Origin of the sequence: Clostridium sp. AM34-9AC, from assembly GCF_003480225.1 — a bacterium.
Lineage (GTDB): Bacteria > Bacillota > Clostridia > Lachnospirales > Lachnospiraceae > Acetatifactor > Acetatifactor acetigignens.
The window spans coordinates 1-25955 of sequence record NZ_QUIU01000020.1; the positions used below are offsets into that span (position 1 = coordinate 1).

The 25955-nt window shown below is 47.7% G+C and carries 20 protein-coding genes; 15 read left to right on the forward strand and 5 right to left on the reverse strand.

From position 1 onward, the window contains the following. Positions 1 to 126: 126 nt before the first annotated feature. Together DW835_RS12010 and DW835_RS12015 are read right to left on the reverse strand one after the other, a co-directional pair. A complete protein-coding gene (locus DW835_RS12010) occupies positions 127 to 1755 on the reverse strand; it encodes an ABC transporter substrate-binding protein (protein ID WP_118731229.1) in 1629 nt (542 codons plus the stop codon). 172 nt (positions 1756 to 1927) lie between these two features. Continuing rightward, positions 1928 to 4054 carry a glycoside hydrolase family 3 C-terminal domain-containing protein gene (locus tag DW835_RS12015; RefSeq protein WP_118731230.1) on the reverse strand — a complete coding sequence of 709 codons (2127 nt, stop codon included), beginning with the start codon at positions 4052 to 4054 and terminating at the stop codon, positions 1928 to 1930. Between the two features lie 250 nt (positions 4055 to 4304). On the opposite strand from DW835_RS12015, the gene DW835_RS12020 reads away from it, so the two are divergent. From DW835_RS12020 to DW835_RS12060, 9 genes are all read left to right on the forward strand, one after another. Further along, positions 4305 to 5138 (forward strand): AraC family transcriptional regulator, encoded by an 834-nt coding sequence (locus tag DW835_RS12020; RefSeq protein ID WP_118731231.1) that lies wholly within the window; start codon positions 4305 to 4307, stop codon positions 5136 to 5138. A 118-nt stretch (positions 5139 to 5256) separates the two neighbouring features. Next, the gene (locus DW835_RS12025; RefSeq protein WP_118731232.1) at positions 5257 to 6702 is read left to right on the forward strand and encodes a family 43 glycosylhydrolase; all 1446 of its coding nucleotides are present in this window, start codon (positions 5257 to 5259) and stop codon (positions 6700 to 6702) included. Between the two features lie 90 nt (positions 6703 to 6792). Next, positions 6793 to 8058 (forward strand): competence/damage-inducible protein A, encoded by a 1266-nt coding sequence (locus DW835_RS12030; protein WP_118731233.1) that lies wholly within the window; start codon positions 6793 to 6795, stop codon positions 8056 to 8058. A gap of 345 nt (positions 8059 to 8403) precedes the next feature. After that, complete coding sequence (gene recA / locus DW835_RS12035) at positions 8404 to 9432, forward strand: recombinase RecA (protein WP_022313233.1); 1029 nt, start codon at positions 8404 to 8406, stop codon at positions 9430 to 9432. 4 nt (positions 9433 to 9436) lie between these two features. Continuing rightward, positions 9437 to 10066, forward strand: a complete 630-nt coding sequence (locus DW835_RS12040; protein ID WP_118731234.1) for a regulatory protein RecX — start codon at positions 9437 to 9439, stop codon at positions 10064 to 10066. Positions 10067 to 10299: 233 nt separating this feature from the next. Then, a complete protein-coding gene (gene rny / locus DW835_RS12045) occupies positions 10300 to 11859 on the forward strand; it encodes a ribonuclease Y (RefSeq protein WP_242993653.1) in 1560 nt (519 codons plus the stop codon). A gap of 367 nt (positions 11860 to 12226) precedes the next feature. Further along, positions 12227 to 13513, forward strand: coding sequence for an aminotransferase class I/II-fold pyridoxal phosphate-dependent enzyme (locus tag DW835_RS12050; protein ID WP_118731235.1), 1287 nt, complete (start codon positions 12227 to 12229; stop codon positions 13511 to 13513). A 33-nt stretch (positions 13514 to 13546) separates the two neighbouring features. Further along, on the forward strand, positions 13547 to 14089 hold the full coding sequence (locus tag DW835_RS12055; RefSeq protein ID WP_022313229.1) for an NUDIX hydrolase: 543 nt from the start codon (positions 13547 to 13549) through the stop codon (positions 14087 to 14089). Positions 14090 to 14269: 180 nt separating this feature from the next. Further along, positions 14270 to 14869: a stage II sporulation protein M gene (locus tag DW835_RS12060; protein WP_182430317.1), complete on the forward strand. Its 600-nt coding sequence runs from the start codon at positions 14270 to 14272 to the stop codon at positions 14867 to 14869. A 44-nt stretch (positions 14870 to 14913) separates the two neighbouring features. On the opposite strand, the gene DW835_RS12065 is transcribed toward DW835_RS12060, so the two are convergent. Further along, positions 14914 to 15942, reverse strand: a complete 1029-nt coding sequence (locus DW835_RS12065) for a 3-deoxy-7-phosphoheptulonate synthase (protein WP_117466302.1) — start codon at positions 15940 to 15942, stop codon at positions 14914 to 14916. A 237-nt stretch (positions 15943 to 16179) separates the two neighbouring features. On the opposite strand from DW835_RS12065, the gene DW835_RS12070 reads away from it, so the two are divergent. Together DW835_RS12070 and glf are read left to right on the forward strand one after the other, a co-directional pair. Beyond that, a complete protein-coding gene (locus DW835_RS12070) occupies positions 16180 to 17727 on the forward strand; it encodes a Na+/H+ antiporter NhaC family protein (RefSeq protein ID WP_022313226.1) in 1548 nt (515 codons plus the stop codon). A 43-nt stretch (positions 17728 to 17770) separates the two neighbouring features. Further along, positions 17771 to 18886 carry a UDP-galactopyranose mutase gene (glf, locus tag DW835_RS12075; protein WP_117466300.1) on the forward strand — a complete coding sequence of 372 codons (1116 nt, stop codon included), beginning with the start codon at positions 17771 to 17773 and terminating at the stop codon, positions 18884 to 18886. 99 nt (positions 18887 to 18985) lie between these two features. Here glf and DW835_RS12080 read toward each other — a convergent pair whose 3' ends face one another. After that, positions 18986 to 19669, reverse strand: coding sequence for a phosphatase PAP2 family protein (locus tag DW835_RS12080; RefSeq protein ID WP_118731237.1), 684 nt, complete (start codon positions 19667 to 19669; stop codon positions 18986 to 18988). Positions 19670 to 19799: 130 nt separating this feature from the next. Next, positions 19800 to 20759 carry a diacylglycerol kinase family protein gene (locus DW835_RS12085; protein ID WP_118504553.1) on the reverse strand — a complete coding sequence of 320 codons (960 nt, stop codon included), beginning with the start codon at positions 20757 to 20759 and terminating at the stop codon, positions 19800 to 19802. A 264-nt stretch (positions 20760 to 21023) separates the two neighbouring features. Here DW835_RS12085 and glyA point away from each other — a divergent pair, with 264 nt between their 5' ends. The 4 genes from glyA (at position 21024) to DW835_RS12105 (ending at position 25952) form a co-directional block, all read left to right on the forward strand. Then, positions 21024 to 22262 (forward strand): serine hydroxymethyltransferase, encoded by a 1239-nt coding sequence (glyA, locus tag DW835_RS12090; protein ID WP_118504551.1) that lies wholly within the window; start codon positions 21024 to 21026, stop codon positions 22260 to 22262. Between the two features lie 137 nt (positions 22263 to 22399). Next, the gene (locus DW835_RS12095) at positions 22400 to 24067 is read left to right on the forward strand and encodes a sulfatase-like hydrolase/transferase (protein WP_118504549.1); all 1668 of its coding nucleotides are present in this window, start codon (positions 22400 to 22402) and stop codon (positions 24065 to 24067) included. 145 nt (positions 24068 to 24212) lie between these two features. Beyond that, positions 24213 to 24656 (forward strand): ACT domain-containing protein, encoded by a 444-nt coding sequence (locus tag DW835_RS12100; protein WP_022313220.1) that lies wholly within the window; start codon positions 24213 to 24215, stop codon positions 24654 to 24656. Positions 24657 to 24740: 84 nt separating this feature from the next. Next, positions 24741 to 25952 carry a homoserine dehydrogenase gene (locus DW835_RS12105; protein ID WP_118504547.1) on the forward strand — a complete coding sequence of 404 codons (1212 nt, stop codon included), beginning with the start codon at positions 24741 to 24743 and terminating at the stop codon, positions 25950 to 25952. Positions 25953 to 25955: the final 3 nt, after the last annotated feature.

Consider the following 25955-nt stretch of genomic DNA (forward strand, 5'->3'; position numbering starts at 1 on the left):
ACGGGGATTTGATAGCATTTCTTTACTAACTTTCCAGTTACCGTAAAAAGCCGTCTCACATTTTTGTGAAGCGGCTTTTTTAGTGCGCCCGGCGGAGCAGGTTGCTAATCGGTTATTTTTTACTATTTAGTCTGCATTCAGCTGTCCGAGGATCTCGTCTACCATATCCTGGGTAGTCCTAACATAATTGTCCATAGCGGCATCTACATCTCCGCCCTTTACAACAACCTCGGCGATGACTACGTTCTTAGCATCATTGATCGTACCGCCGTAGTTGGTAATACCGTCACAGGAAGCAGAGTGGGGAGCGTCTACGCTGTGTTCGGAGAAGAACTCGTTACATTCCTTGGTCAGATCGGTAGCGGATTCAAAACCATTCTCTAAGGAGCAGATCATGGAAGAAGGATCGATAGCATTCTTTTTCCATAATGCACTGGGATCGGAAGGATTCAGACGCAGATGGAACTCACCGTCCTTGTATTCATAGGTCTTTTCCTTATCAGTGCCTTCGCCGGTGACAATGGTCTCAGCTTCGGTAGACCAGTGGTAGCCTTCTGCACCGTATACCCACAGGGTTTGTACAGTACCGCCGTCGAACATGGTCTCGAAGACTGCATCGAAGATTGCCTGTTCTCTGGAATCATCGCCGTCACCGTCATCAATGATGCAGTATACAGGAGATTCTCTGTTCAGGTAGCCATCCATTTCAGCGATGGGGGCCAGTCTTGCCAGTCCGGAATCTACACCGTTCTTATCCATGTTGTTAACCAGGTTATCGTTCCAGTAACCGGACCAGTAGGTGAAAGCACCGAAGGAACCGGACTGATCGGAAGACCACCATTTTTCACGGACATCCTTGGTACCCATGGTCAGGGATTCAGGATCAATGACGCCGTCAGCGTAAGCCTGCTGTAAACGAAGCAGAGCATCCTTGGTCTCCTGGGTGTTGAAACCGTCATACCATACACCATTTTCATCATAGGTGAAGCTGGGGTATGCGTTCTGCCAGAACTGAGGCAGATAGTTGGTGTAAGGAGCCTCGGAACCGATAAAGCCTGCTGCAGCTACGCCGTAGGTATCGTTCTTGCCATTGCCGTCAGGATCCTGCTCGGTGAATGCCTTTAACATTGCATAGTAGGAATCCCAGTCGGTAATATCCTCAGCCTTCATGCCGACTGCATCCAGCCATGCCTGCTTTACATAAGTGATACAACCGCCGCCAAGACCGGTGGACAGACCATACTGTCTGCCGTCGATACGGACATTCTCGTTTACTGCGGGCAGTACCATATGGCTCTGGAACTTTGCATTATCATAAGCAGCTGTCATATCCCACAGAAGACCTGTTTTTGCATATTCTGCATACTGACCGGCATTCAGCAGAATGACATCGGGGTAATCACCGCTGGCAAACAGACGGCCAACGCCATCTACATAGCTGGAATGGTCTAACTGCTGGATATTCAGACTGATGGGATGGCCCAGTGCTTCACTGACAGCTGTGTCCCATTGTTCGACGAATTTGTCCTGATAAGCATCCACAGATGCATTAAAGGTACCGTCTACGACGAGAGTGACCTTGTCCAGTACATAACCGTCATCAGAAGAAGCGGTACTCTCGGCAGCAGAAGAAGCGGTGCTTCCGCTATCGGTGGTGGATGCTGCGGGAGTATCGGAACCCTGACTTCCGCAGGCGGTGAGTGCAGTCAGCATGGAAACTGACAGCAACAGGCTTAAGATCTTGTTTCTTTTCATTGTAATCCTCCTTGTTTTCCGAAGGAAAATCCGAGCCCCTATGGCGAGGAGAGGATTTATCCTCCTTGTTTTCCGAAGGAAAATCCGAGCCCCTATGGCGAGGAGAGGATTTATCCTCCTTGTTTTAAAAATACATCTCTCTATAGCAAATGGTTTACCACCATAATGCTCATTATAAAGTGACCGCGAATACCTGGCCTCTGTTGCCTGTATAGATCTTCTGATCTTCTTCTGTGAAGTCCGGCTGGGAAAATCCCAGATAAAGTGTAGCAGAAGTGCCATCAAATACTCTGTTGCCGGAATTGTCTACCGTGGTAAAGGCCATGGGCGGAATGGTGATCCGGAATTCTTTGCTTTCTCCGGCATCCAGACGGATCCGTTCGAACGTAGCCAGCTTGTGGTTGGGAACTTCGTTGGAAGAACCGTTTACATGGGCATATACCTGTAAAACATCACTTAAGTCACGATCCGTGGGATTCTGGCAATGTATTGTGATTTGTGCGGAAGGAATCTCCTTCGTGTAATCAACTTCAGTTACTTTTGCTTCTGTGATCTGTAATTCTCCGTAGGTGAGTCCGAAACCAAAAGGCTTCCAGGGTCTGCCTTCAAAATAACGGTAAGTGCGTCCGGTCATATGATAATCGGTAATGTCTGGCAGCGGTCCGTCATTATAATAGAAGGTAAGGGGCAGCTTGCCGCCGGGAGATACTTTGCCGAACAGGATGTCTGCAATGGCCCGTCCGCCTTCTCCGCCGGGATACCAGGCATGCAGTATTGCAGGCACCTGATCTTCGTAAGCGGACAGATCGATGGGGCTTCCGGCCAGATCAATCAGAATCACCGGAGTACCGGTAGCGATGACCTGTTCTACCAGATCCCTCTGGATCTTGGGAAGCAGCAGATCTGGCTTGTCTCCACTGGCAAATGCATTACCCACATCTCCCTGTTCTCCTTCCAGTGTGGAGTCGAGACCGACACATACAATGGCGAGGTCACAGGATTCTGCCAATGCCACAGCTTCGGGGATACGGTAGTTCTGGAATACCTTTCGTACGGAAGGGTCATCATAGAGCAGACATCCCTCTGCATAATTGACATCCCAGCCGGTATCCTCGCAGATTCTCGTAATTCCTTCCACTACAGTGATGGAACGGGGCGGGGTACCGTTGTAGTTACCAACCAGTGCGGCATGACTGTCGGCATTGGGGCCGATGACAGCCATGCGTTTGTGATCTTTCAAGGACAGAGGCAGTGTACCGTCATTTTTCAACAGAACACAGCTTTCCACAGCGGCCTGATAAGCCAGTTCCCGATGTTCTTTACAGCCCACCACATTGTAGGGAATTTCGTCCAGGGAACTGTGATCGAAGAGTCCTAACAGGTATCTGGTGGTGAAAAGACGTTCTGCACTGCGGCGGATTTCTTCTTCGGTTACCTTACCCTGTTTATATGCCTGTAAAATATATTCATAGGTACAGCCGCAGTTTAAATCACAACCCTTTTCCAGGGCAAGAGCGGCGGAATCCTCCGGAAATGCAGTTACATGATGTCCCTCGTGGAAATCACGGATCGCCCAGCAGTCGGAAACGTAATGTCCTTCAAAATGCCATTTGTCGCGAAGCACCTCCTCCATAAGATAGGAGTGAGCACAGCAGGGTTCCTCGTTGGTACGGTTATAAGCACCCATGACAGCTTCCACATCAGCCTGTGTCACCAGAGCTTCAAAAGCGGGAAGATAAGTTTCCCACAGATCCTTCTTCGTAGCTTTGGCGTCGAAACTGTGACGCAGAGCCTCGGGACCGGAATGCACCGCAAAATGTTTGGCACAGGCGGCAGTGGTCAGGTAACCGTCTCTTTTGGTCTGTAATCCTTCCACAAAGGCACAGCCAAGGGAAGCGGTAAGTACGGGATCTTCTCCGTAGGTCTCCTGGCCTCTTCCCCAGCGGGGATCACGGAAGATATTGATATTGGGAGACCACATGGTCACACCTTTGTACCGGGTGCGGTCTCCGAGGCGGGAATAAGCGTTATATTTTGCCCGGGCTTCCAAAGCGATGGAACCGGCGATTTTCTGTAATAATTCACGGTCAAAAGTTGCACCCAGGCCAATCGCCTGCGGATAACAGGTGGCAGTACCGGCTCTGGCAACACCATGAAGGGCTTCACTCCACCAGTCATAGGCGGGAATGCCCAGACGGGGAATCGCGGGAGACGAGTGTAACAGCTGGGAAGCAGCTTCTTCTATTGTCATTTGTGTTACCAGTGCGGTAGCTTTTTCTCTGGCTTCTGTACGATTCATAGACTATCTCGTTTCTTTGTTTCAAGGTTATAGGTTTTAAGATTGAAACCTCTTTCATTTAAACTAATTGTACGTGAAAAATATGTGGACTGCACGACAAAAAGAAATTACATATGAGACAAAAATTGCTATTTATAGAAAAAACAGTGGAAATCTGAGACGGAATATGATATGTAGAATACAGAGAGCACAAATTTGATTCGAGATTCCTCCGACGGAAGGAATCGTCTGCGGAATTGGAGAGATTGGTATGAACACAGTAAAACCGTTTTATGAGAGCCGGAAAAAGGTCTATGACTGTCATGTCTGGTGGCACCCGAACTTCCCGTTTCATCTGCATAAACATATGGAATTCGTCCATGTGACGGAAGGGGAGATGGATGCCACGGTAGCTGGTGTGAATTATCATCTGATTACAGGAGACTGTCTGATGATCTACCCGAACCAGATCCATTCCTACAGTTCTGTGGGAGAGGTGGGAATGCTTCTGATCATTGCAGATATGGATTCGATTGGAGAATTTCAGAAGGAATTAACCTATTATGATATGGAATCTCCCCATTTTCGTAAGAACGCGCTCAGCAGGTATGGTCAGATGGTGTTAGACATTCTGTCGGATATTGGTCTGAATAAGGAGTTACGACCGTTCAGGCAGGACAAGGGACTTCTGATGGCGCTGCTGGCTGATATGTATGAAAATGTTCCGGTCATTAAGAAGGACAAGCCTTCAGACCTGAATATCACGCAGAAACTTCTGCAATATATTAACGACAATATTACCGGAGAACTGACGGCACAGAAGGTGGCAAAAGAGCTGGGAATCAGTCCGTATTATCTGTCCCACATTTTTTCTTCTCAGTTGAATATTTCATTTCCATCTTATGTGGCGCAGCAACGGATGATCATGGCCTGTAATCTGCTGAAGGACAGCAGGAAAACGGTGACCGAAATCAGTTATGAATGCGGATTCCCTAATATGCGGACATTCCATCGCTGTTTTCAGAAAAGGTATGAATGCACTCCTACCCAGTGGCGGGAGTGGAGTCACAAGGGAATGGATGAGAAACTAAGGCATCAGCTCTGAATAAAAGGTGGTGAATGAAAATCTGAAAGTGGGCAGACGGAAGCCGGAATTTCGAGAAAAAATAAATAGAAAATGAAAGATAGAAAACTGAGAGAGACGAAAAGAAAGGATAACTATTATGAAAAAACAGGTCTATAATCCTTATTTGCCAAGCTATGAATATATTCCAGATGGGGAACCGAGGGTGTTCGGTGAAAGACTCTATATCTATGGAAGTCATGATCGCTTCGGAGGTAATTATTATTGTGAAAATGATTATGTCTGCTGGTCGGCTCCATTGTCTGATCTATCGGATTGGAAATACGAGGGTGTAATTTTCCGGCACACAGATCATATAAAGGATGAATGCCATAAGAAGGCGGAAAAGAATGGACGCTATTACTTGTTTGCACCGGATGTGATCCAGGGAAGAAACGGCAGATTCTACATGTATTATTCTATCGCGGATTCCTCGATCATCTCTGTGGCAGTCTGTGATACCCCGGCGGGGCATTATACTTATTTGGGAGATGTAGTCTATCCGGACGGTCAGATTCTCGGGGAAGCAGCAGGAGAATATTTTCAGTTTGATCCCAGTATTTTTATTGATGACGATGGACGAATCTATCTTTATTCTGGGTTCTGCCCCACAAACCGTGAAGTGGATAGCTTTGGAAGAAAATTTGTGGGATGCCACATGTGTGAACTGGAACAGGACATGCTGACGGTACGGAGAGGCCCAATTTTGACCATTTCCAGAGAATCCTCCGCCGCAGCGGGGGCAGTCTATTTCGAAGCACCGTCCATGCGAAAAATAAATGGACGCTATTATCTTGTCTACTCCGCAAGAAATACGGGATTGTATTATTTTATCAGTGACAGACCAGACAAAGATTTTCGGTTCGGCGGCCGGATCCATTCCACTTCCGATGTGGGAATGAATGGCTATTCCGAGGAGGAACCTTGCTATCCCATGGGAAATACCCATGGAGGACTGGTGGAGCTTAACGGCAGATACTATATTTTTGACCATAGGCATACAAACAATAGTTCTTTCTGCAGACAGGGTGTAGCGGAACAGATAAACATTGATGCACAGGGGCTGATTGCCCAGGTGGAGTCTACCAGCTGTGGGCTGAACAACGGATGGCTTATAGGAGAGGGGACTTATCCGGCGTACATTGCCTGTGTATTATATTATGAAAAGACAGTACCAATAGATGATAGAACCGCATGCATCACACAGGATGGGGAGGACAGAGAGAGCCTGCCGGGACAGTACATTCGGGGAATAAGCGACGGTTGTATTGTGGGATACCGTTATTTTCAAGGAAAGGAGTTATCAAATATCCGTCTGACATTGCGGGGGAGGATGAAAGGAACCTTGTATGTCACCTGCCATGAGGAAGGAGGAAGGATGCAGGATCCCGAAAAAATTGCAGTAGGAAGCTGCATCTGCGACATTGCTGCTGGGGACTGGGAGGCGATTACGATTCCGGTACAAGTCAGGGCCGGAGTGTATCCTTTGTATTTCCGGTTCCGTGGGGAAGGCAGTTTAGATCTGGCTGAATTTACACTGGAGTAAAAGATTTCCTTTTCTCTGCTTTGGAAGTGTAGTATACTGTCTGTGGATAACTTTATGACAAGGATAATGTTAGCGAAAGGCGGTAAATCAATGACAGCGGAAATCATCTGTGTAGGTACCGAATTATTACTGGGGAACATTGTGAATACGAATGCAGCTTATCTGGCGGAAAAGCTGGCGGGAGCCGGACTGGACTGTTACTACCAGACAGTGGTGGGAGATAATGTGGAGAGACTGGCAGGTGTGTTGAAATGTGCCATGGAGCGTTCGGATGTGATCCTGTTATCTGGTGGACTGGGACCCACGGAGGATGATCTGACCAAGGAGACTCTGGCGGAAGTCTGTGGAAAGAATCTCTCGGTGGATGATCACAGCATGGAGCGCATTGCCGAATTTTTCGCAGTCAGAGATATTCAGCCCACGGAGAACAACTGGAAACAGGCCATGGTGCCAGAGGGAGCGAAGGTGCTGGACAATGATAATGGAACAGCGCCGGGCATTATTCTGGAGACGGAGAAGAACCGTATTGTGTTGCTGCCGGGCCCCCCTGCGGAACTGGTTCCCATGTTCGAACAGCAGGTGCTTCCTTATCTGGATACACTGACTCCCGGGGTGATCTGTTCTCAGATGGTAAAGCTTTGTGGTGTGCCGGAGAGCCAGGTGGAGGATACCCTGAAGGATCTGATCGACGGACAGACCAATCCTACGATAGCTACCTATGCCAAGACGGGAGAAGTACATATCCGTGTCACCGCTTCCGGGGAAGATACCAAGGCAGCTGGAAAAGCCATTAAACCTGTGGTGAAGGAACTGAAATCCCGTTTCGGAGCGGATATTTACAGTACCAAGGCGGAGACTACCCTGGAGATGGCGGTAGCAGATCTGCTGATGGCCAATGATCTGACGGTGACAACCGCGGAATCCTGTACCGGCGGCATGATCGCGGCAAGGATCATCAATGTCCCCGGGGTATCGGAGTGCTACAAGGCCGGACTGGTGACTTATTCCAATAAGGCAAAACGGAAATTCCTGGGAGTGCGTAAGAGCACGTTGGACAAATACGGTGCCGTCAGCAGCAAGACTGCCTTAGAGATGGCAAAAGGAGCCGCACTGTTAATGAAATCGGATGTGGCTGTGGCAGTGACCGGAATTGCGGGACCGGACGGCGGAACCGAGGAAAAGCCGGTGGGACTGGTATATATCGGATGCAGCGTAAAGGGAGAAGTTACGGTGAAAGAGTATCATTTCTCCGGAACCCGCAGCCAGATCAGAGAGGCAACTACCTCTGCAGCATTGATTCTTATGCGCAGCTGTATTCTGAAATACTTCAGTAAAGTTACTTTTGGTAAAAAGTAACAGAAAAATATTTTGTGAGATACCCTCAAAACGAAGGGGTAAAAAATTGTAGATAGTGACGAAAACACAGGAAATGTATCATGCGTCCTTGCGGGAAGCGGGGATGTGTGATACATTCTTTTTGTATCTTTTATCTCTGATTATCGACAGACATTTCAGGATGTTCAGGCATTCGCCAAAATTTCAGACGATCATCGGAACGAAAAAATAAGGGGGAATGCTTATGAGGGAGCTTTAATGTACACAAAATATGTATAATAAAAATAGACATTGACAAACACGAACAAATGTTTTATCCTAAATAAAAAGCAGAACATTTGTTCCTTGAACAAAAAGGAGATTGACATGGAAAAAGACGATAAGCTTAAAGCATTGGATGCGGCGCTGAGCCAGATCGAGAAGCAGTACGGAAAGGGCGCGGTAATGAAGCTGGGAGATCCCACGGCACAGATGAATGTGGAGACCATCCCCACCGGTTCTTTAAGTTTGGATATAGCGTTAGGACTGGGCGGTATTCCCAAGGGAAGAATCATTGAGATCTACGGACCGGAATCCAGTGGTAAGACCACCGTTACCTTACATATGATCGCAGAAGTACAGAAAAGAGGCGGTATTGCCGGATTCATCGATGCGGAGCATGCTCTGGATCCTGTCTATGCGAAGAACATCGGCGTAGATATTGACAACCTGTACATTTCCCAGCCGGATAACGGTGAACAGGCACTGGAGATCACGGAGACCATGGTACGCTCCGGAGCCATTGACATTATCGTAGTGGACTCCGTAGCCGCACTGGTACCCAAGGCCGAGATTGACGGTGATATGGGAGACAGCCATGTGGGTTTACAGGCACGACTGATGTCCCAGGCGCTGCGCAAGCTGACCGCTGTGATCAGCAAGTCCAACTGTACGGTTATCTTTATCAACCAGCTGCGTGAGAAGGTAGGTGTAATGTTCGGTAATCCTGAGACCACTACTGGCGGACGTGCGCTGAAGTTCTATTCTTCTGTACGACTGGATGTCAGAAGGATCGAAGCTCTGAAGCAGGGCGGTGAAGTGATCGGTAACCGTACCCGTGTCAAAGTCGTTAAGAATAAGATTGCACCTCCTTTCAAGGAAGCAGAGTTCGATATCATGTTCGGTGAAGGTATTTCCATGGTAGGAGATATTCTGGATCTGGCAGCCAGCTGTGACGTTGTGGCAAAGTCCGGTGCCTGGTATGCCTACGAGGGCAACAAGATCGGACAAGGCCGTGAGAATGCCAAGCAGTATTTAAAAGACAATCCCGCCATCTGCGATGAGATTGCCGAGAAGGTCAGAGAGCATTACGGACTAAAGGCAGATGTCACTGCCGCAGCAGAGAAGGAAGAGTAGATCCATGCTGGTAACACAGGTTACGGAACTTTCCAAATCGAGAAGCAAAGTATATATTGATCAGGAATTCGCCTTTGTATTGTACAAAGGCGAATTGCGTCTTTACCATATAAAGGAAGGACAGCAATTAAGCGAGGAAGACTATCGGACTATCATGCAGGAGGTACTTCCCAAGCGGGCGAAGCTTCGTGCCATGAACCTGTTGCAGGGAAGAGAATATACCACGGCACAGCTGCGGACAAAATTACAGCAGGGCTTTTATCCGGTGGAGATCATAGAGCAGGCTATCGCTTATGTGGCGGGCTTTCATTATATCGATGATCTGCGATATGCCGTGGATTATATTACTTATCACGAGGACAGCCGCAGCAGGCGGCGGATTGAACAGGATCTGCAGGGCAAGGGAATCCCGGCAGCTACCATGGAAGAGGCCTGGCAGGTCTGGCGGGAGAAGGGCGGAGAGCAGGACGAACAGGGTATGATCCGTGAACTGCTTCATAAGAAGCATTATGATCCGGAAGCAGAGACAGACTGGAAGGAACGCCAGAAGATCTACGCATTTCTGATCAGAAAGGGATTCTCCGCAGAAGCTATCCGCAAGTCCATCGGTGGCATGCATAGCGATGATTTCTGAGAATACCGGACGACGCATAACAGCAAGAAATAATGCACAAAGATTGTTTTGATATAGGAACTATTTTTGGACTAATTGCGACTTGTACTTGACATGGGTGTAATTTCAGTTTACACTAATACTGTTGTGAATTGCTTGTTAGAATGTACATAAATTGCATTCTATTATGAACGATAATTTGTATTATCGGAGCAAAATGTACAATGAAAATTTCATAAGGAGGTGCTCCTGTAGTGGACACTAATATTGTAATAGTATTAGTGGTTTCTGTTATTGCCATTATAGCTGCAGTGCTGATCACAGCAAAGGTTACCACGAACCGTCTGAAGAAGAACGCGGAGGGAACCATCGGCAACGCAGAGGAGAAGGCAAGAGAGATTATTGATGAAGCTCTGAAGACTGCAGAGAACAAAAAGCGCGAATCACTCCTGGAAGTCAAGGAAGAGTCCATTCGTACCAAGAATGAACTGGACAAAGAAATCAAGGAACGTAGAGCGGAAGCCCAGCGGTATGAGCGCAGAGTTCAGCAGAAGGAAGAGAACATCGATAAGAAAGCAGATGCCATCGAGAAGCGCGAGGCAAGTTTAGCATCCAGAGAAGAATCCCTCAATCGCATGAAGGAAGAAGTCTCCAGACTGAATGAGCAGCGTGTGCAGGAACTGGAACGAATTTCAGGATTAACCTCTGAACAAGCAAAAGACTACTTATTGAAAATTGTTGAAGATGAAGTGAAACATGAATCGGCCGTGATGATCAAGGAAATGGAGAGTCGGGCCAAAGAAGAAGCAGACAAAAAGGCAAAGGAATATGTGGTTAACGCTATACAGAGATGTGCAGCAGACCATGTCTCTGAGACTACAATTTCCGTTGTACAGTTACCGAATGACGAAATGAAGGGACGTATCATCGGACGTGAGGGACGTAACATCCGTACCCTTGAGACCATGACAGGTGTAGACCTGATCATAGATGATACACCGGAAGCAGTAATCCTGTCCGGATTTGATCCGATTCGTCGTGAGGTAGCGAGAATTGCGCTGGAGAAGCTGATTGTGGACGGACGTATCCATCCGGCCAGAATCGAAGAGATGGTAGAGAAGGCGCAGAAGGAAGTCGAAGTAATGATCAAGGAAGAGGGAGAAGCCGCAACTCTGGAGGTTGGTGTACATGGCATTCATCCCGAACTGGTAAGATTACTCGGTAAGATGAAATTCCGTACCAGCTATGGTCAGAACGCATTAAAGCATTCCATCGAGGTTGCACAGTTGTCAGGTCTTCTGGCAGCGGAGCTGGGACTGGATGTGAGACTTGCCAAGAGAGCGGGACTGCTGCATGATATCGGTAAGGCAGTAGACCACGAGATGGAAGGTTCCCATATTCAGCTGGGTGCTGAACTGTGTCGGAAATATAAAGAGAACGCTACGGTTATCAATGCCGTGGAATCTCACCATGGCGATGTAGAGCCTACTTCCCTGATTGCATGTATTGTACAAGCTGCTGATACAATATCCGCTGCAAGACCGGGAGCTAGAAGGGAAACACTGGAAACCTATACTAGCAGATTAAGACAGTTAGAAGATATCACAAACAATTTCAAAGGTGTAGATAAATCTTTTGCTATTCAGGCAGGTCGTGAAGTTCGTGTTATGGTAGTGCCCGAGCAGATTTCAGATGCCGATATGGTATTGTTGGCAAGAGATATTTCCAAGCAGATCGAAGCTGAATTGGAATATCCCGGACAGATCAAGGTAAATGTGATCCGTGAGAGCCGCGTAATTGATTACGCCAAATAACTGACCAGTCAGAAATGACAATTTCATACGAAGTAAGAAAAGCTGTTGTGCTGTTAAAGCACAGCAGCTTTTTTGATAAAATTTGTAACTATTCAGAGCCATGCAAAACTGCGTTCTGCGAATGCTTGCATTCAGGCAGATAAGCAGTTTTATATGGCGAAGTAACCACATGAGAAAAAAGAAAGCTACGAAGTAGCGGTTTTGCGAATGGGGTTCTGAATAGTTACTAAAATTTTATAAAAAAGGTATTGTACAAAGAACTTTCTTATAGTATGATATTCGAAGTGTATGATTGTATACGATTATCCAACGTCCACAGAAGAAAGCGTATTCCCTATGGGAAAAAACGAGAAAGGTATGGTACGAAATGAAAGCATATCAGGAATTATCCAAGGAAGAACTTTTAACATTGAAGGCAGAGCTGAACGCTGCATATGAAGATGCAAAAGGCAAAGGCCTGAAACTGGATATGTCCAGAGGAAAACCGGCAGTTAACCAGCTGGATATGACAATGGATTATCTCGATGTTGTAAATTCTCAGAGCGCTATGAAGGCTGAGGATGGAATGGATGTTCGAAATTATGGTGGCCTGGACGGTATTCCTGAGGCAAAGAAACTGATCGCTGACATTCTGGAAGTGAAGCCGGAAAATGTGATCGTTTGTGGCAATGCCAGCCTGAACATCATGTATGATACTGTATCCCGGGCTATGACTCACGGACTTTTGGGCAATACCCCCTGGTGCAAGCTGGATCATGTAAAGTTCCTGTGTCCCGTACCCGGATATGACAGACATTTTGGAATCACAGAGCATTTCGGAATCGAAATGATCAATGTGCCCATGACACCCGAAGGACCGGATATGGATCTGGTAGAGAAACTGGTGTCTGAAGATCCCGCTATCAAGGGTATCTGGTGCGTACCCAAATACTCCAACCCTCAGGGATATTCCTACTCCGATGAGACCGTAAGACGTTTCGCAGCCTTGCAGCCTGCTGCATCGGATTTCCGTATTTTCTGGGATAATGCTTATGCAATCCATCATTTATATGATGACAGACAGGATCAGCTGTTAGAGATCCTTTCCGAGTGTGAAAAGGCAGGACATCCGGACATGGTATTCGAGTTCTGCTCCACCTCCAAGGTAACCTTCGCAGGAGCCGGCATTGCGGCTATTGCATCTTCCAAGGCAAACCTGGATGATATGCGCAAGTCCATGACGATCCAGACGATTGGTTATGATAAGATCAACCAGTTACGCCATGTACGTTATTTTAAAGATGTCAATGGCGTACGTGAACATATGAAGAAGCACGCAGCTCTTATGAGACCTAAATTCGAGGCAGTATTACAGGTACTGGAAGATGAACTGGGAGGTCTGGGTATCGGTACCTGGACAAAGCCCAACGGCGGTTACTTTATTTCTTTTGATGCCATGGAAGGCTGCGCCAAAGCCATTGTGGCAAAGTGTAAGGAAGCAGGCGTCACTCTGACCGGAGCAGGCGCTACTTTCCCCTACAAGAAGGATCCCAAGGACTCCAATATCCGTATTGCGCCTTCCTTCCCCACACCGGAGGAGATGGCAATGGCTACGGATCTGTTCGTGCTTTGTGTCAAGATGGTGAGCGTTGATAAATTACTGGAAAACAGGTAAGTATTCGATTTGGATGAGAAGGGATGATAAGTTATGGAAGAATTCAAGCGTATCAGCCGTGATCTGGTAGCAAAGGGTGCTATTATCGACTATTATCAGGACACCATGCAGATTCCCAACGGTAATATTGCAAAATGGGATCTGATCGACCATAAGGGTGCAGCTGCGGTGGTAGCCGTGAGAGAAGACGGTAAACTTCTGATGGTGCGTCAGTACCGCAATGCCCTGGAGCGTGAGACGTTAGAGATCCCGGCAGGCGGACTGAACGGGAGAGAAGAGCCCACGGATCAGGCAGCTATGCGGGAATTGCAGGAAGAGACCGGGTATCATACTGACCATGTGGAACTGTTGACCTCTATTTATACCACAGTGGCATTCTGCAATGAGAAGATCGATATTTATCTGGCCAGAGGACTGAAAGACAGAGGAAACCAGCATCTGGATGAAGATGAATTCATCAATGTAGAGGCTTATTCCGTAGAAGAATTAAAGCAGATGATCTACGACTGCAGGATCCAGGATGCCAAGACAATCTGCGGCATTTTAACTTACGCGTCCAAATACCTGAGTGAGTAATTCCGTTACAGACAAAAGCAGCCACGACAGGCTGCTACATAATGATTTTAGGAAAGCCCATCCAGACAGGCAGTACCTGTCCGGATGGGCTTTTTCTTTTCTGAAAGACGAATAAGAAAGCATGATTTTCCATGTTGTCCGCATATATTACTAACAACGCCTGACGGGAGACGAGAATATATGAAATGGAACAGATCCATGTTGCCTGCGGGAAAACTCCCGCTGCACTTTTTGTTTTTGACGGGATTTGTGGTGGGATTGTTTGCGGTGTATTTCGGACGGGGAATTCTGTTAAACCGTGCGGGAATGCTGGATGAGGACACGTTATATCGCATGAAATATATGACCGTGGACAGCAGTATCCTGTTCTGGTACGTTCTGTGCAAAAGATGTCGGAATTTTCTGGTGCTTATTATCATGGCAACGACTTATCTGGGATGGATTTTCTGCGGAGGAGTCACCGTAAAATACGGATTCTCTGTGGGCTTTTTTCTGAGTACGGCAGTGTTTAGGTATGGAATCAAGGGGATCCTTCTGGGGATCGTGAGCATCTTTCCCCATTATCTGTGTTACCTGCCGGCTATGATCCTGTTACTCAGATGGTGTGAAGATATGCACCGGAGTATTTATTTTTACCATAACACAACCGGGCAGGGAAAAAAATCCCTGCCCGGCAGATTGGGAAAACTGGCGCTCATATGGATCGCACTGGTCTTCGGATGTTTATTGGAATGTTTTGTGAATCCTGCGTTATTAAAAGGATTCCTGCAGTTTTTTTGAAACTGTTTTAACTATTCAGCACCCCATTTGCAAAATCGTTCTTTTTATTCGTACTCAGCGATATCGTAGATCAGACGCTCACTGTCTTCCCAGCCCAGACAGGGATCGGTGATGGACTTGCCGTAGCAGCCGGCACCCACCTTCTGGTTGCCTTCCTCGATGTAGCTCTCGATCATGACGCCCTTGACCAGCTTGTGCAGATCGGGGCTGAGTTTACGGCTGTGCATGACTTCCTTGGTGATACGGATCTGCTCCCTGAACTGCTTGTTGGAGTTGGAGTGGTTCGCATCGATCACGCAGGCAGGATTCTTCAGATCCATTTTTTCATACATATCCCACAGACGGATCAGATCCTCGTAATGGTAGTTGGGGATATTGGCACCGTGCTTGTTGGTAGCACCGCGCAGTACGGTGTGTGCCAGATCGTTGCCGTGGGTATTCACCTCCCATCCGGTATAGATGAAGGAGTGGGGGTGCTGTGCCGCATATACGGAGTTCAGCATTACGGAGAAATCTCCGCTGGTAGGATTCTTCATACCGGCAGCTACATCGAAGCCGCTGACGGTCAGACGATGCTGCTGATCCTCTACGGAACGGGCACCGATGGCCACATAGGAGAGGATATCGGATACATAACCCCAGTTCTCCGGGTATAACATTTCATCTGCGGCAGTGAGACCGGTCTCTTTGATGGCGCGGATGTGCATTTTACGCATGGCCATCAGACCTGCCAGGAAATCCGGTTTCTTCTCGGGATCGGGCTGGCTGGTGATACCCTTGTAGCCTTCGCCGGTGGTGCGGGGCTTGTTGGTGTAGATTCTGGGCACCAGGATCAGCTTGTCCTTAACTTTCTCATTCACTTTGGCAAGACGATTGACGTAATCACATACGGAATCTTCGTTATCGGCGGAGCAGGGCCCGATAATCACCAGAAACTTATTGCTTTTGCCGGTGAGAACGTCACGGATCTCTGCGTCTCTTGCTTCCTTGATCCTGACTAATTCTGCCGGAAGGGGCAGCTCCTTGCGGATCTCCGCAGGAGTGGGCAGTTTTTTGATAAATTCGAAACTCATGGTATTCCATCGTGCGCAGGGCACGTCCTTTCTGCTAAATGTCATTGCTCATTATAGCCCAGATCGTGCGAGGATGCAAGAGAATTTAGCGATTTAAAGCGAAAAAGAGAAATGGAACGGATAAATTGCTGTGCTAAAGCGTTAATTTGGAAAATTATATTGACAGGTATACGGGTTTGCCATAAAGTAAAAATGTATCTGAAATGTTACAAAAAAAGTACGAGAGAGGGCAAAATTATGTACGGAACAATTTGGGCATTGCTGCCGCCTGTGGTGGCAATCGTATTGGCACTGATCACAAAAGAAGTATATTCGTCACTGTTTATCGGCATTGTTACGGGAGCTTTGATTTATACCGGATTTTCTCCTATTGCAACGCTGGATACGGTGATCAATGAAGGATTTATCAATTCCGTGGCGGATGCATGGAATATCGGTATTTTCATGTTCCTGATCCTGTTGGGCACCATGGTGGCACTGATGAACAAGGCAGGAGGCTCTGCAGCTTTCGGCGAATGGGCGAAAAAGCATGTAAAGACCAGAGCGGGAGCGCTGCTTTCCACCTTTTTATTAGGTGTTCTGATTTTCGTGGATGACTATTTTAACTGTCTGACTGTAGGCTCTGTTATGATGCCGGTAACAGACGGACATAAGATTTCCCGAGCAAAGCTGGCATACATTATTGATGCCACCGCAGCACCCATCTGTATGATCGCACCGATCTCTTCCTGGGCGGCCGCAGTATCCGGTATGGTGGATGAAGGTGTTTATTCCGGTATTGAACTGTTCGTAAGAGCTATTCCTTATAACTATTATTCTCTGTTGACCATCGTATTCGTCATCGGTATGGCGCTGATGGGCTTCGACTACGGCCCCATGGTAAAGCATGAGCGCAATGCCAGAGAAAAGGGTGACCTGTTCACCGAGGGAGAGCGCGTGGTCAATGCAGACAATGCACCCAAAGGTTCCACCAGAGGCAAGGTCTACGATCTGTTGATCCCGGTAATCGTACTGATTGTCTGCTGTGTCATCGGCATGATCTATGTCGGCGGCTTCTTTGAAGGCGTGGGCTTTATCGATGCATTCAGCGCAACGGATGCTTCCGTGGGACTTCCCTGGGGATCTTTGATTGCATTATTATTTGCCATTGTATACTATATGTGCAGAAGACTGGTATCCTTCAAGGAGGCCATGAACTGTCTGACGCAGGGCTTCATTGCCATGGTACCTGCAATGCTGATCCTGACCTTTGCTGTTACCCTGAAGACCATGACCGGTCTGCTGGGTGCGGATGTCTATGTGGCTGGTCTGATGCAGGGAGCATCAGCAGGGCTTACCAATATGCTTCCGGCCATCATTTTCCTTGTAGCATGTTTCTTAGCCTTTGCTTCCGGTACCAGCTGGGGAACCTTCGGTATTCTGATCCCTATCGTTACCGGCGTATTTACCGATCCCACGACCGGAGCTATTGTACCCGGAGCCGAGCATCTGATCATCATCGGCGTGGCTGCATGTCTGGCAGGTGCCGTTATGGGTGACCATTGCTCCCCCATCTCCGATACGACCATTATGGCTTCTGCGGGAGCGCAGTGTAATCATATCAACCATGTATCCACCCAGGTGCCTTATGTGCTGACTGTGGCGGCAATCTCTTTTGTGACTTATATCATTGCCGGTTTTGTACAGAATGTGGTGATCTGTCTGGTGATCGGTATTCTGCTGACACTGGCTACGCTGGTGGTTCTGAAACGTGTCTTCGGTGAGAAGGCTGTCGTACGGAAATAACGTAGGCGCAGGAACGCGACTGTGAGAAAGGAAATATATAGAAATGAAATACGACTATCTGGTGGTCGGCTCCGGATTGTACGGAGCGGTGTTCGCAAAAGAAGCGACTGACAGAGGGAAAAAGGTTCTGGTCATCGATAAACGCCCTAATGTGGCGGGAAACATTTATACGGAAACCGTGGAAGGAATTCATGTCCATAAATACGGTGCCCATATTTTTCACACCAATGATACAAAGGTGTGGAAATACATTACGCGATTTGCGGAGTTCAACCGTTTCACCAATTCTCCGGTGGCCAATTATCACGGAGAGTTGTACTCACTGCCTTTTAACATGTACACTTTTAATAAAATGTGGGGCGTGGTGACTCCCGAAGAAGCTGCGGCCAAGATTGAAGAGCAGCGGCAAACTGCCGGGATCACGGAACCGAAAAATCTGGAGGAACAGGCCATCTCTCTGGTGGGTAAGGATATTTTTGAAAAACTGGTAAAGGGCTACACCGAGAAGCAGTGGGGACGTGACTGTAAAGATCTTCCGGCCTTCATTATCAAACGTCTGCCGGTGCGTCTGACTTTTGACAACAACTATTTCAATGCGTTGTATCAGGGCATTCCCATTGGCGGTTACACGAAGCTGGTGGAACATCTGTTAGAGGGCATTGAGGTACGCCTGAACACAGATTATCTGGAGCAGAAAGAGGAACTGGATAAACTGGCAGAGACTGTTGTCTATACCGGCCCCATCGATGCCTATTTCGGCTACTCTCTGGGAGCACTGGAATATCGTTCCGTCAGGTTCGAGACAGAGGTGCTGGATATTCCCAACTTCCAGGGAAATGCTGCGGTGAATTACACGGATCGTGAGACTCCCTGGACCCGGATCATCGAGCACAAATGGTTCGAGTTTGGCAAGGACGAACAGGGACAGGATCTCCCGAAGACGGTCATCAGCAGAGAGTACAGTTCCGAATGGAAGCCGGGAGATGAGCCTTATTATCCGGTCAATGATGAAAAGAACGGCGCTTTGTATGCAGAGTATAAAAGGCTGGCAGATACGGAAAAGAACGTGATCTTCGGCGGAAGACTGGCGGAATACCGCTACTATGATATGGATGCGGTCATTGCCTCGGCATTGAAGAAGAGCGAAGAAGTATTGTAATGTAACAGATCATAAATGAGGGCAAAAGAAATGCAGTGGCGTAGGTAACGTCACTGCATTTTTATAGCTGCGCCGTCGGCGCACGTTTTGAAACAACCTTTAGCCGATCTGCGGTTTTGCTTTTCTCTTATTTCGGAACTCTCTGACAGCGATCAGCAGATCATAACGATATACCAGTGTGTACATCACAGCCGCCATGACGAAAGCGGTAAGCACATCAAATACGGAATGCTGTTTGATGAACATGGTTGCCATAATAATGGAGACAGCCAGGATCAGGGAACCGATGCGGATGCCCTTTTTCTTCTCAAAGCATTTGCTGCGGATAATGGCAAAGTGTGCACCCAGAGAATTATATACATGAATGCTGGGCCACAGGTTGGTAGGAGTGTCTGTCCGATACAGAGCGGCTACCATACGGGTGAAGATATTGTCTCTCGGCATAACAGCGGGACGAAGGTGCTGTCCGTTGGGCCACAGGGTGGATACGATCAGGAAAACCGTCATGCCAGTGAAGAGGAAGATACAGGTGCGGTAATAATCCTCTTTGTTCTTGAAAAAGAAATAAATGACCACAGCCGATACATAGGCAAACCACAAAAAGTAAGGGATGACGAACACTTCACAAAAAGGAATATAATCATCCGCCGCCATATGTATGATCCGGTAATGTCCGGTAGTATTTTTCTCCAGCCAGGCGAACCAGGTCATGTAAATAATGCCATATATAATAAGAGGAATGGCATGTTTATATTTCAAATAGAAGATCCGTAATTTTTCCATAAAAACCTCATTTCTCTAAAAACCTATGTTCTAAAATCAATTTTAGTATAGCTATCGGAACAAAAAAATCAAGGCTTTTTTGGAATACTTAAGCATTCTTAAGAAAATCTTTAGAGTGTGTTAAATCTGTTTAAGGTGTGATCATCCGGATGGCACCGGGGAGACATTCCACCCGGAAACCGCGGCTCTTTCTTGTCACTTCTCCGTCTGTATGCACCCACAGAGGAGCGGAAGCTGTTATGGACATCTGTGTGGCGGTATGGGCATTGATGCCTTTGACAAAATAATGTTTGCCGAAAAAGGCAGTGGGCAGGGCCAGCAGAACCAATCCCTTGGAAATATTGCCTACGGAACAGAGATCCAATACCCCGTCATGATCGACAGCGGGAGGGCAGAACATGAAACCGCCGCCCTCGTAACGGTGACTCATACAGGTCACGAACAGAAAACGGGGGAGTTCTACGGATTCCTTTTTGTCATGTACCTTGTCCTCCAGTGTCAGCGTGCAGGAGACCTTGCGGGCAGTGATCAGCTGTTTTAAGGCGATACCCAGATAGGTCAGCTTTCCTAAGCCGATCCGGTTCATGGTATCCTTGATCCGGGAACTCATGGCTTCCGCACAGACGGCGGCATCAAAGCCGATCCCGCAGCTGACGGCAAAAAGCCTGGATTCTTCCGGCTGGTCTTCGTCCAGATAGGTCAGTCTCCCCAGATCCATGGCTCTGGGAGTATTATTATGAAGGATCAGATTGAGAGCAGCCTTTGGATCCTTGGAAATTCCCAGATCTCGAGCCAGATCATTGCTGGAGCCGGTGGGAATGTAGCCGAGGATGACTTTGGAAGGATCTGCAATGCCCTGAAGGGCCTCGTTTATCGTGCCGTCACCCCCCAGAACGATGAGCGTTAAGTCAGGCTCTGCAGCATGCTCTGCGGTGATCTGTGCGGCCAGCTGTCGGACTTCTCCGGCTTTCCCGGAAAAATAGGTCTGATATTCGGTATTGCCTGCTTTCAGAGCCGGCTCCACCTGTTCGGCCCAGATCTTTGCCCCTCTTCCGGAGCGGGAGGCGGGATTGATAATAATATGATACATGAGGATTCCTCATCTTTCGTAAAGTTGTAACTATTCAGAGCCGGGAAAATTTGCATAAATTTGCGAATCCTGCTTGCATGAATGAGCATAATTTTGAAAATTTTTATGGCGAATGAGGCTCTGAATAGTTATGTTAAAGTTTATTCTAACACACCAGGGGGCTTCTGCCAACATTGTTCATTTTCCATCTTTGCAATTAAAAGGTTCTATGCTATACTAAACCATAAGTTTAGCGAATTAACGTAACATAAGGAGGAATGAGGCATGTATTCATTGGATGAAGTAAAAAAAGTAGATCCCGAAGTGGCACAGGCCATTATTGACGAGGAGAATCGTCAGAACAGTCACATCGAGCTGATCGCATCTGAAAACTGGGTAAGTAAGGCTGTTATGGCAGCTATGGGAAGTCCACTGACCAATAAATATGCGGAAGGATATCCCGGCAAGAGATATTACGGTGGTTGTGAGTGCGTGGATGTCATCGAGAATCTGGCGATCGAACGTGCCAAGAAGCTGTTTGGATGTGATTATGCCAATGTACAGCCCCATTCCGGAGCACAGGCAAATATGGCAGTGCAGTTCGCTGTGCTGAAGCCCGGCGATACCATTATGGGTATGAATCTGGATCACGGCGGACATCTGACCCATGGTTCACCCGTCAATATGTCCGGTAAATATTTCCATGTAGTACCTTACGGCGTGGATGACAACGGTTTCCTGGATTATGACAGAATGAGAGAGCTGGCCCTGGAATGCAGACCCAAGATGATCATTGCAGGTGCTTCTGCATATGCACGTACCATTGATTTCAAAAAGTTCCGTGAAGTAGCGGATGAAGTCGGTGCGGTACTGATGGTAGATATGGCACATATCGCAGGCCTTGTGGCAGCAGGCCTTCATCCCAGTCCCATTCCCTATGCGGATGTAGTGACCACCACCACCCACAAGACACTGCGCGGACCCAGAGGCGGTATGATCCTCTGCAACAAGGAAGCCAACGAGAAATTCAATTTTAATAAAGCTATTTTCCCCGGCATTCAGGGCGGCCCGCTGATGCATGTCATCGCAGCCAAGGCTGTCTGCTTCGAGGAAGCATTAAGCGACGACTTTAAGGTATATCAGAAGAACATTGTGGACAACGCACAGGCATTGTGCAAGGGCCTGATGAGCCGTGACATTAAGATTGTCTCCGGCGGTACCGACAATCATCTGATGCTGGTAGACCTGACCCCTTACGGGCTGACCGGTAAGGCAGTGGAGAAGCTGTTGGATGCAGCTCACATCACCGCCAACAAGAACACCATCCCCAACGATCCCCAGTCTCCGTTCGTGACCAGTGGTATCCGTCTGGGAACCCCTGCGGTAACTTCCAGAGGTCTGAACACCGAGGATATGGATCAGGTGGCAGAGGCCATTGCCATGGTCATCAAGGGCGGCGAGGAACAGGTTCCCGCAGCCAGAGCCATCGTTCAGAAATTAACAGATAAATATCCTCTGATCTAGGCAGAAGCTGTTTGCAAAGGTCAGCCCGTACATGCAAATGTGCAGGCTGGCCTTTATTTATGTTGGAGTTGAGTTTATACAGGCGTCGTGTTAAAATGTTGGACGGAATACAAAAGAACAGCAGATAGAGGGAACAGATGAAAAAAGAGAAATGGAAAACCTTTGTGACGGACAGGTGGAAGGTGGCAGCGCCGGGACTGCTGGCAGCTTTTGCTGTCTGTTTTATTTTTTTTATTTATGCACCGTTGGAATTGTATGTTACGAACCAGACAGAATTCTGGTTTGATTTTTATAAGATATTAAAAGCGGTTCTGCAGAATTTTGCACTTTTTTTTGGACTGAATGTGTTGGGAATCCTTTTGGCAGCCTGTATCTCCAAAGTTTTTTGCCGGTTCGTTACGGCAGCGGAACTGGTGGTTTTGCTTACTTTATATGTGCAGGGCAATTTTCTGGTGAATCATATGCCGCCTTTCGACGGCACGGAAATCGTATGGGAGGACTACCGGGGAGAAAATATAAAGACAGCGATAGTGTGTATTCTCATAGCGGCAGCGGTCGTGACCATGGCAAAGCTGCTTGGTGCAAAGAGATTTCAGGGAATCTGTATGGCTGTGAGTGCGGGACTTTCGGGAATCCTCATGATAACGCTTGTGACGATGACTGTGACCACAGGGGCTTACCGGGAGAGAACCACTTATTATGCACTGGAGAACGGACAGTACCGTCTGTCACAGGATCAGAATTTCCTGGTATTGCTGTTGGATGCGGTGGATGCGAAGACTTTTGAAGAAGTGATGGATTCGGATCCGGCCTATACAGAGACATTTGCTGATTTTACTTATTATCCGGATATGGTGGGAGCATATCCCTGGACGGCGTTTTCTGTTCCGTATATCTTATCGGGCAAATGGTATGAAGGAGAAGAATATTATCTGGATTACGCGGCGGCAGCTGTGGATGAATCAGGATTGTTCCGGGAACTGTCTGAGAGGGATTATGACATCGCATTGTATGAGTCTGATCCGTGGGTGACTTCGTATACCTATCAGTTTTCCAATATGGTGGAACTGCAGCATGAGGCGTATGTCTGGAAGTATTTCAGGCGGGCAATCTGCAAGCTGGGCGGCATCCGCTACGCACCGTTTTTCCTAAAGGAATACTGTTATCGGGCCATTGTACAGACGCAGGGGCAGCACAATGCCTTTGTGGACGAGAGCAATCCTCTGTATACCTGGGATCTCAAAGAATTTGCCACACATATGCAGGAAGAAGAGGTGACGTATCAGGAGGGAAAGTGTTTCCGGTATTATCATTTGCAGGGAGGGCATGTTCCTTTCCTGTATGATGCGGATCTGAATGCGGTAGGAGATTCTTCGTATACGGAGACGCTGGAGGCCAATATCAGGGTGATCGGTCAGTTTCTTGATAAGCTGAAACAGTCAGATCTGTATGACAATTCGGTTATTATCGTTATGGCAGATCATGGCTTTGATCCTCAGAATGAGGTCTCGGCATATGACAGACAGAATCCTCTGTTCCTGGTAAAAGGTGTGGGAGAGAGCCATCCGTTACAGACATCGCTTGTTCCTGCAGCTTACGAGGATCTTCAGGATGCATATGTGAGACTGATGGACGGAGCGGCGGGAGATGCGATTTTCCCATATCAGGAGGGAGAAAAAAGAGAACGCCGGTACATTTTTTATGAGAATACAGAACACGTCATGTATGAATGGTTACAGACGGGACCGGCATGGGATTTTAACGCATATCGGGAGACGGGGAACAAATATCCCCGCAAGAATTAGAGACAACCCCTGTTTTGAACTTTTTGGAATTTACAGCAAAAGGTTAAAAATGGGGGTTGTCTTTCATGCTTTACTGTGCTAGAATATCCCTCGGTGAAAAACAAGTGTCCGCACTACAGATACGAACCGGAAGAAAGGATAACATATGGGAGAAACGACCAAGTATTTTGTGGTGAAGCAGAAGGCAATCCCCGAAGTACTGTTAAAGGTAGTGGAAGCAAAGCGGCTTCTGGAGTCAGAGAAGGTTCTGACCATACAGGAAGCGGTTGATGCGGTAGGTATCAGCCGCAGTTCTTTTTATAAGTACAAAGATGATATTTTTCCCTTTCATGACAATTCCCAGGGAACGACCATCACTCTTACCTTTCAGATGGATGATGAACCGGGTATATTGTCGGATGTGCTGAAGATCATCGCAGAGTACCGGGCCAATATCCTGACGATCCATCAGAGTATTCCCATCAACGGAATCGCTTCTCTGACATTGAGTATTCAGGTATTGCAGACCACGGGGGACATTTCCCGGATGATTGAGCAGCTGGAGGGACAGCCCAGTGTACATCATGTAAAAATACTGGCAAAAGAATAAAATTTTTCACACGCAATTTGTGCCTGCGCAAGGTACTAAAGTACCTGAAGGTTTGCAGGCTATGAGAAAGGCAAGGGTTATGATATGATCAACGTTGCAGTATTAGGCTACGGCACCGTGGGCAGCGGTGTGGTGGAAGTTATCGAGAAAAACAAGGACATGGTGAACAAGAAGTCCGCACAGGAACTGGAGGTAAAATACATCCTGGATCTGAGAGATTTCCCCGGAGATCCTTACGAGGACAAAGTCATTCATGATTTCAATACGATCTTACATGACGACAGTGTGACTATTGTCTGTGAGACCATGGGCGGTGTCGGAGCCGCTTATCAGTTCACGAAGCAGGCTCTGGAACGGGGCAAGAGCGTCTGCACCTCCAACAAGGAGCTGGTAGCCAAGCACGGTCCCGAACTGCTGCAGATCGCCAGAGAACATAATTGTAACTATCTGTTCGAAGCCAGTGTGGGCGGCGGTATTCCCATTATCCGTCCGTTGAATTATTCCCTGACAGCAGAAAAGATCGAGGCTATCAACGGTATCTTAAACGGTACTACGAATTATATCTTAAGTAAAATGGAAAAAGAGGGTGCGGACTTTGCTGCGGTTCTGAAGGAAGCGCAGGACAAAGGCTATGCGGAGCGCAATCCGGAAGCGGATGTGGAAGGTTATGATGCCTGCCGTAAGATTGCAATTTTGTCTTCCCTGATGTTCAGTAAAAATGTGGATTCCGAGAAGGTTCCCACCGAAGGTATCACTAAGATCACAGCAGCGGATTTCGAATATGCCAATGCCACAGATCATACCATCAAGCTATTGGGCAGAAGCAGGGCCATTGATGATAATACCGCAGAGGTTATGGTAGCACCGTTTTTACTTTCCAAAGAACATCCGCTTGCCATGGTACATGGTGTATTCAATGCTGTATTTGTCACCGGCAACATGCTGGGAGATTCCATGTATTACGGACGGGGCGCAGGTAAGCTTCCCACCGCCAGCGCGGTAGTATCAGATGTCGTCGACTGTGCAAGACATCAGGGCAAGGTGATCATGTGCTTCTGGGACAAAGAGGAAGTAAAGCTGGCAGACATCGGCGAGGCCGAGAGAAGTTTCTTCATCCGGGCAAAGGCCGGAGCGGAAGATGCGGTTACAGCAGCGTTCCCCGGAGGCCGGGTGGTACATCTTAAGGACCGGAAGGAAGACTTCGGATACTTCACGCAGAGTATGAAGGAAAAAGATTTTCAGGCAAAATACGAGGCACTGGGCGAGCAGATGCTCGGCAGGATCCGTCTGGTATAAAAA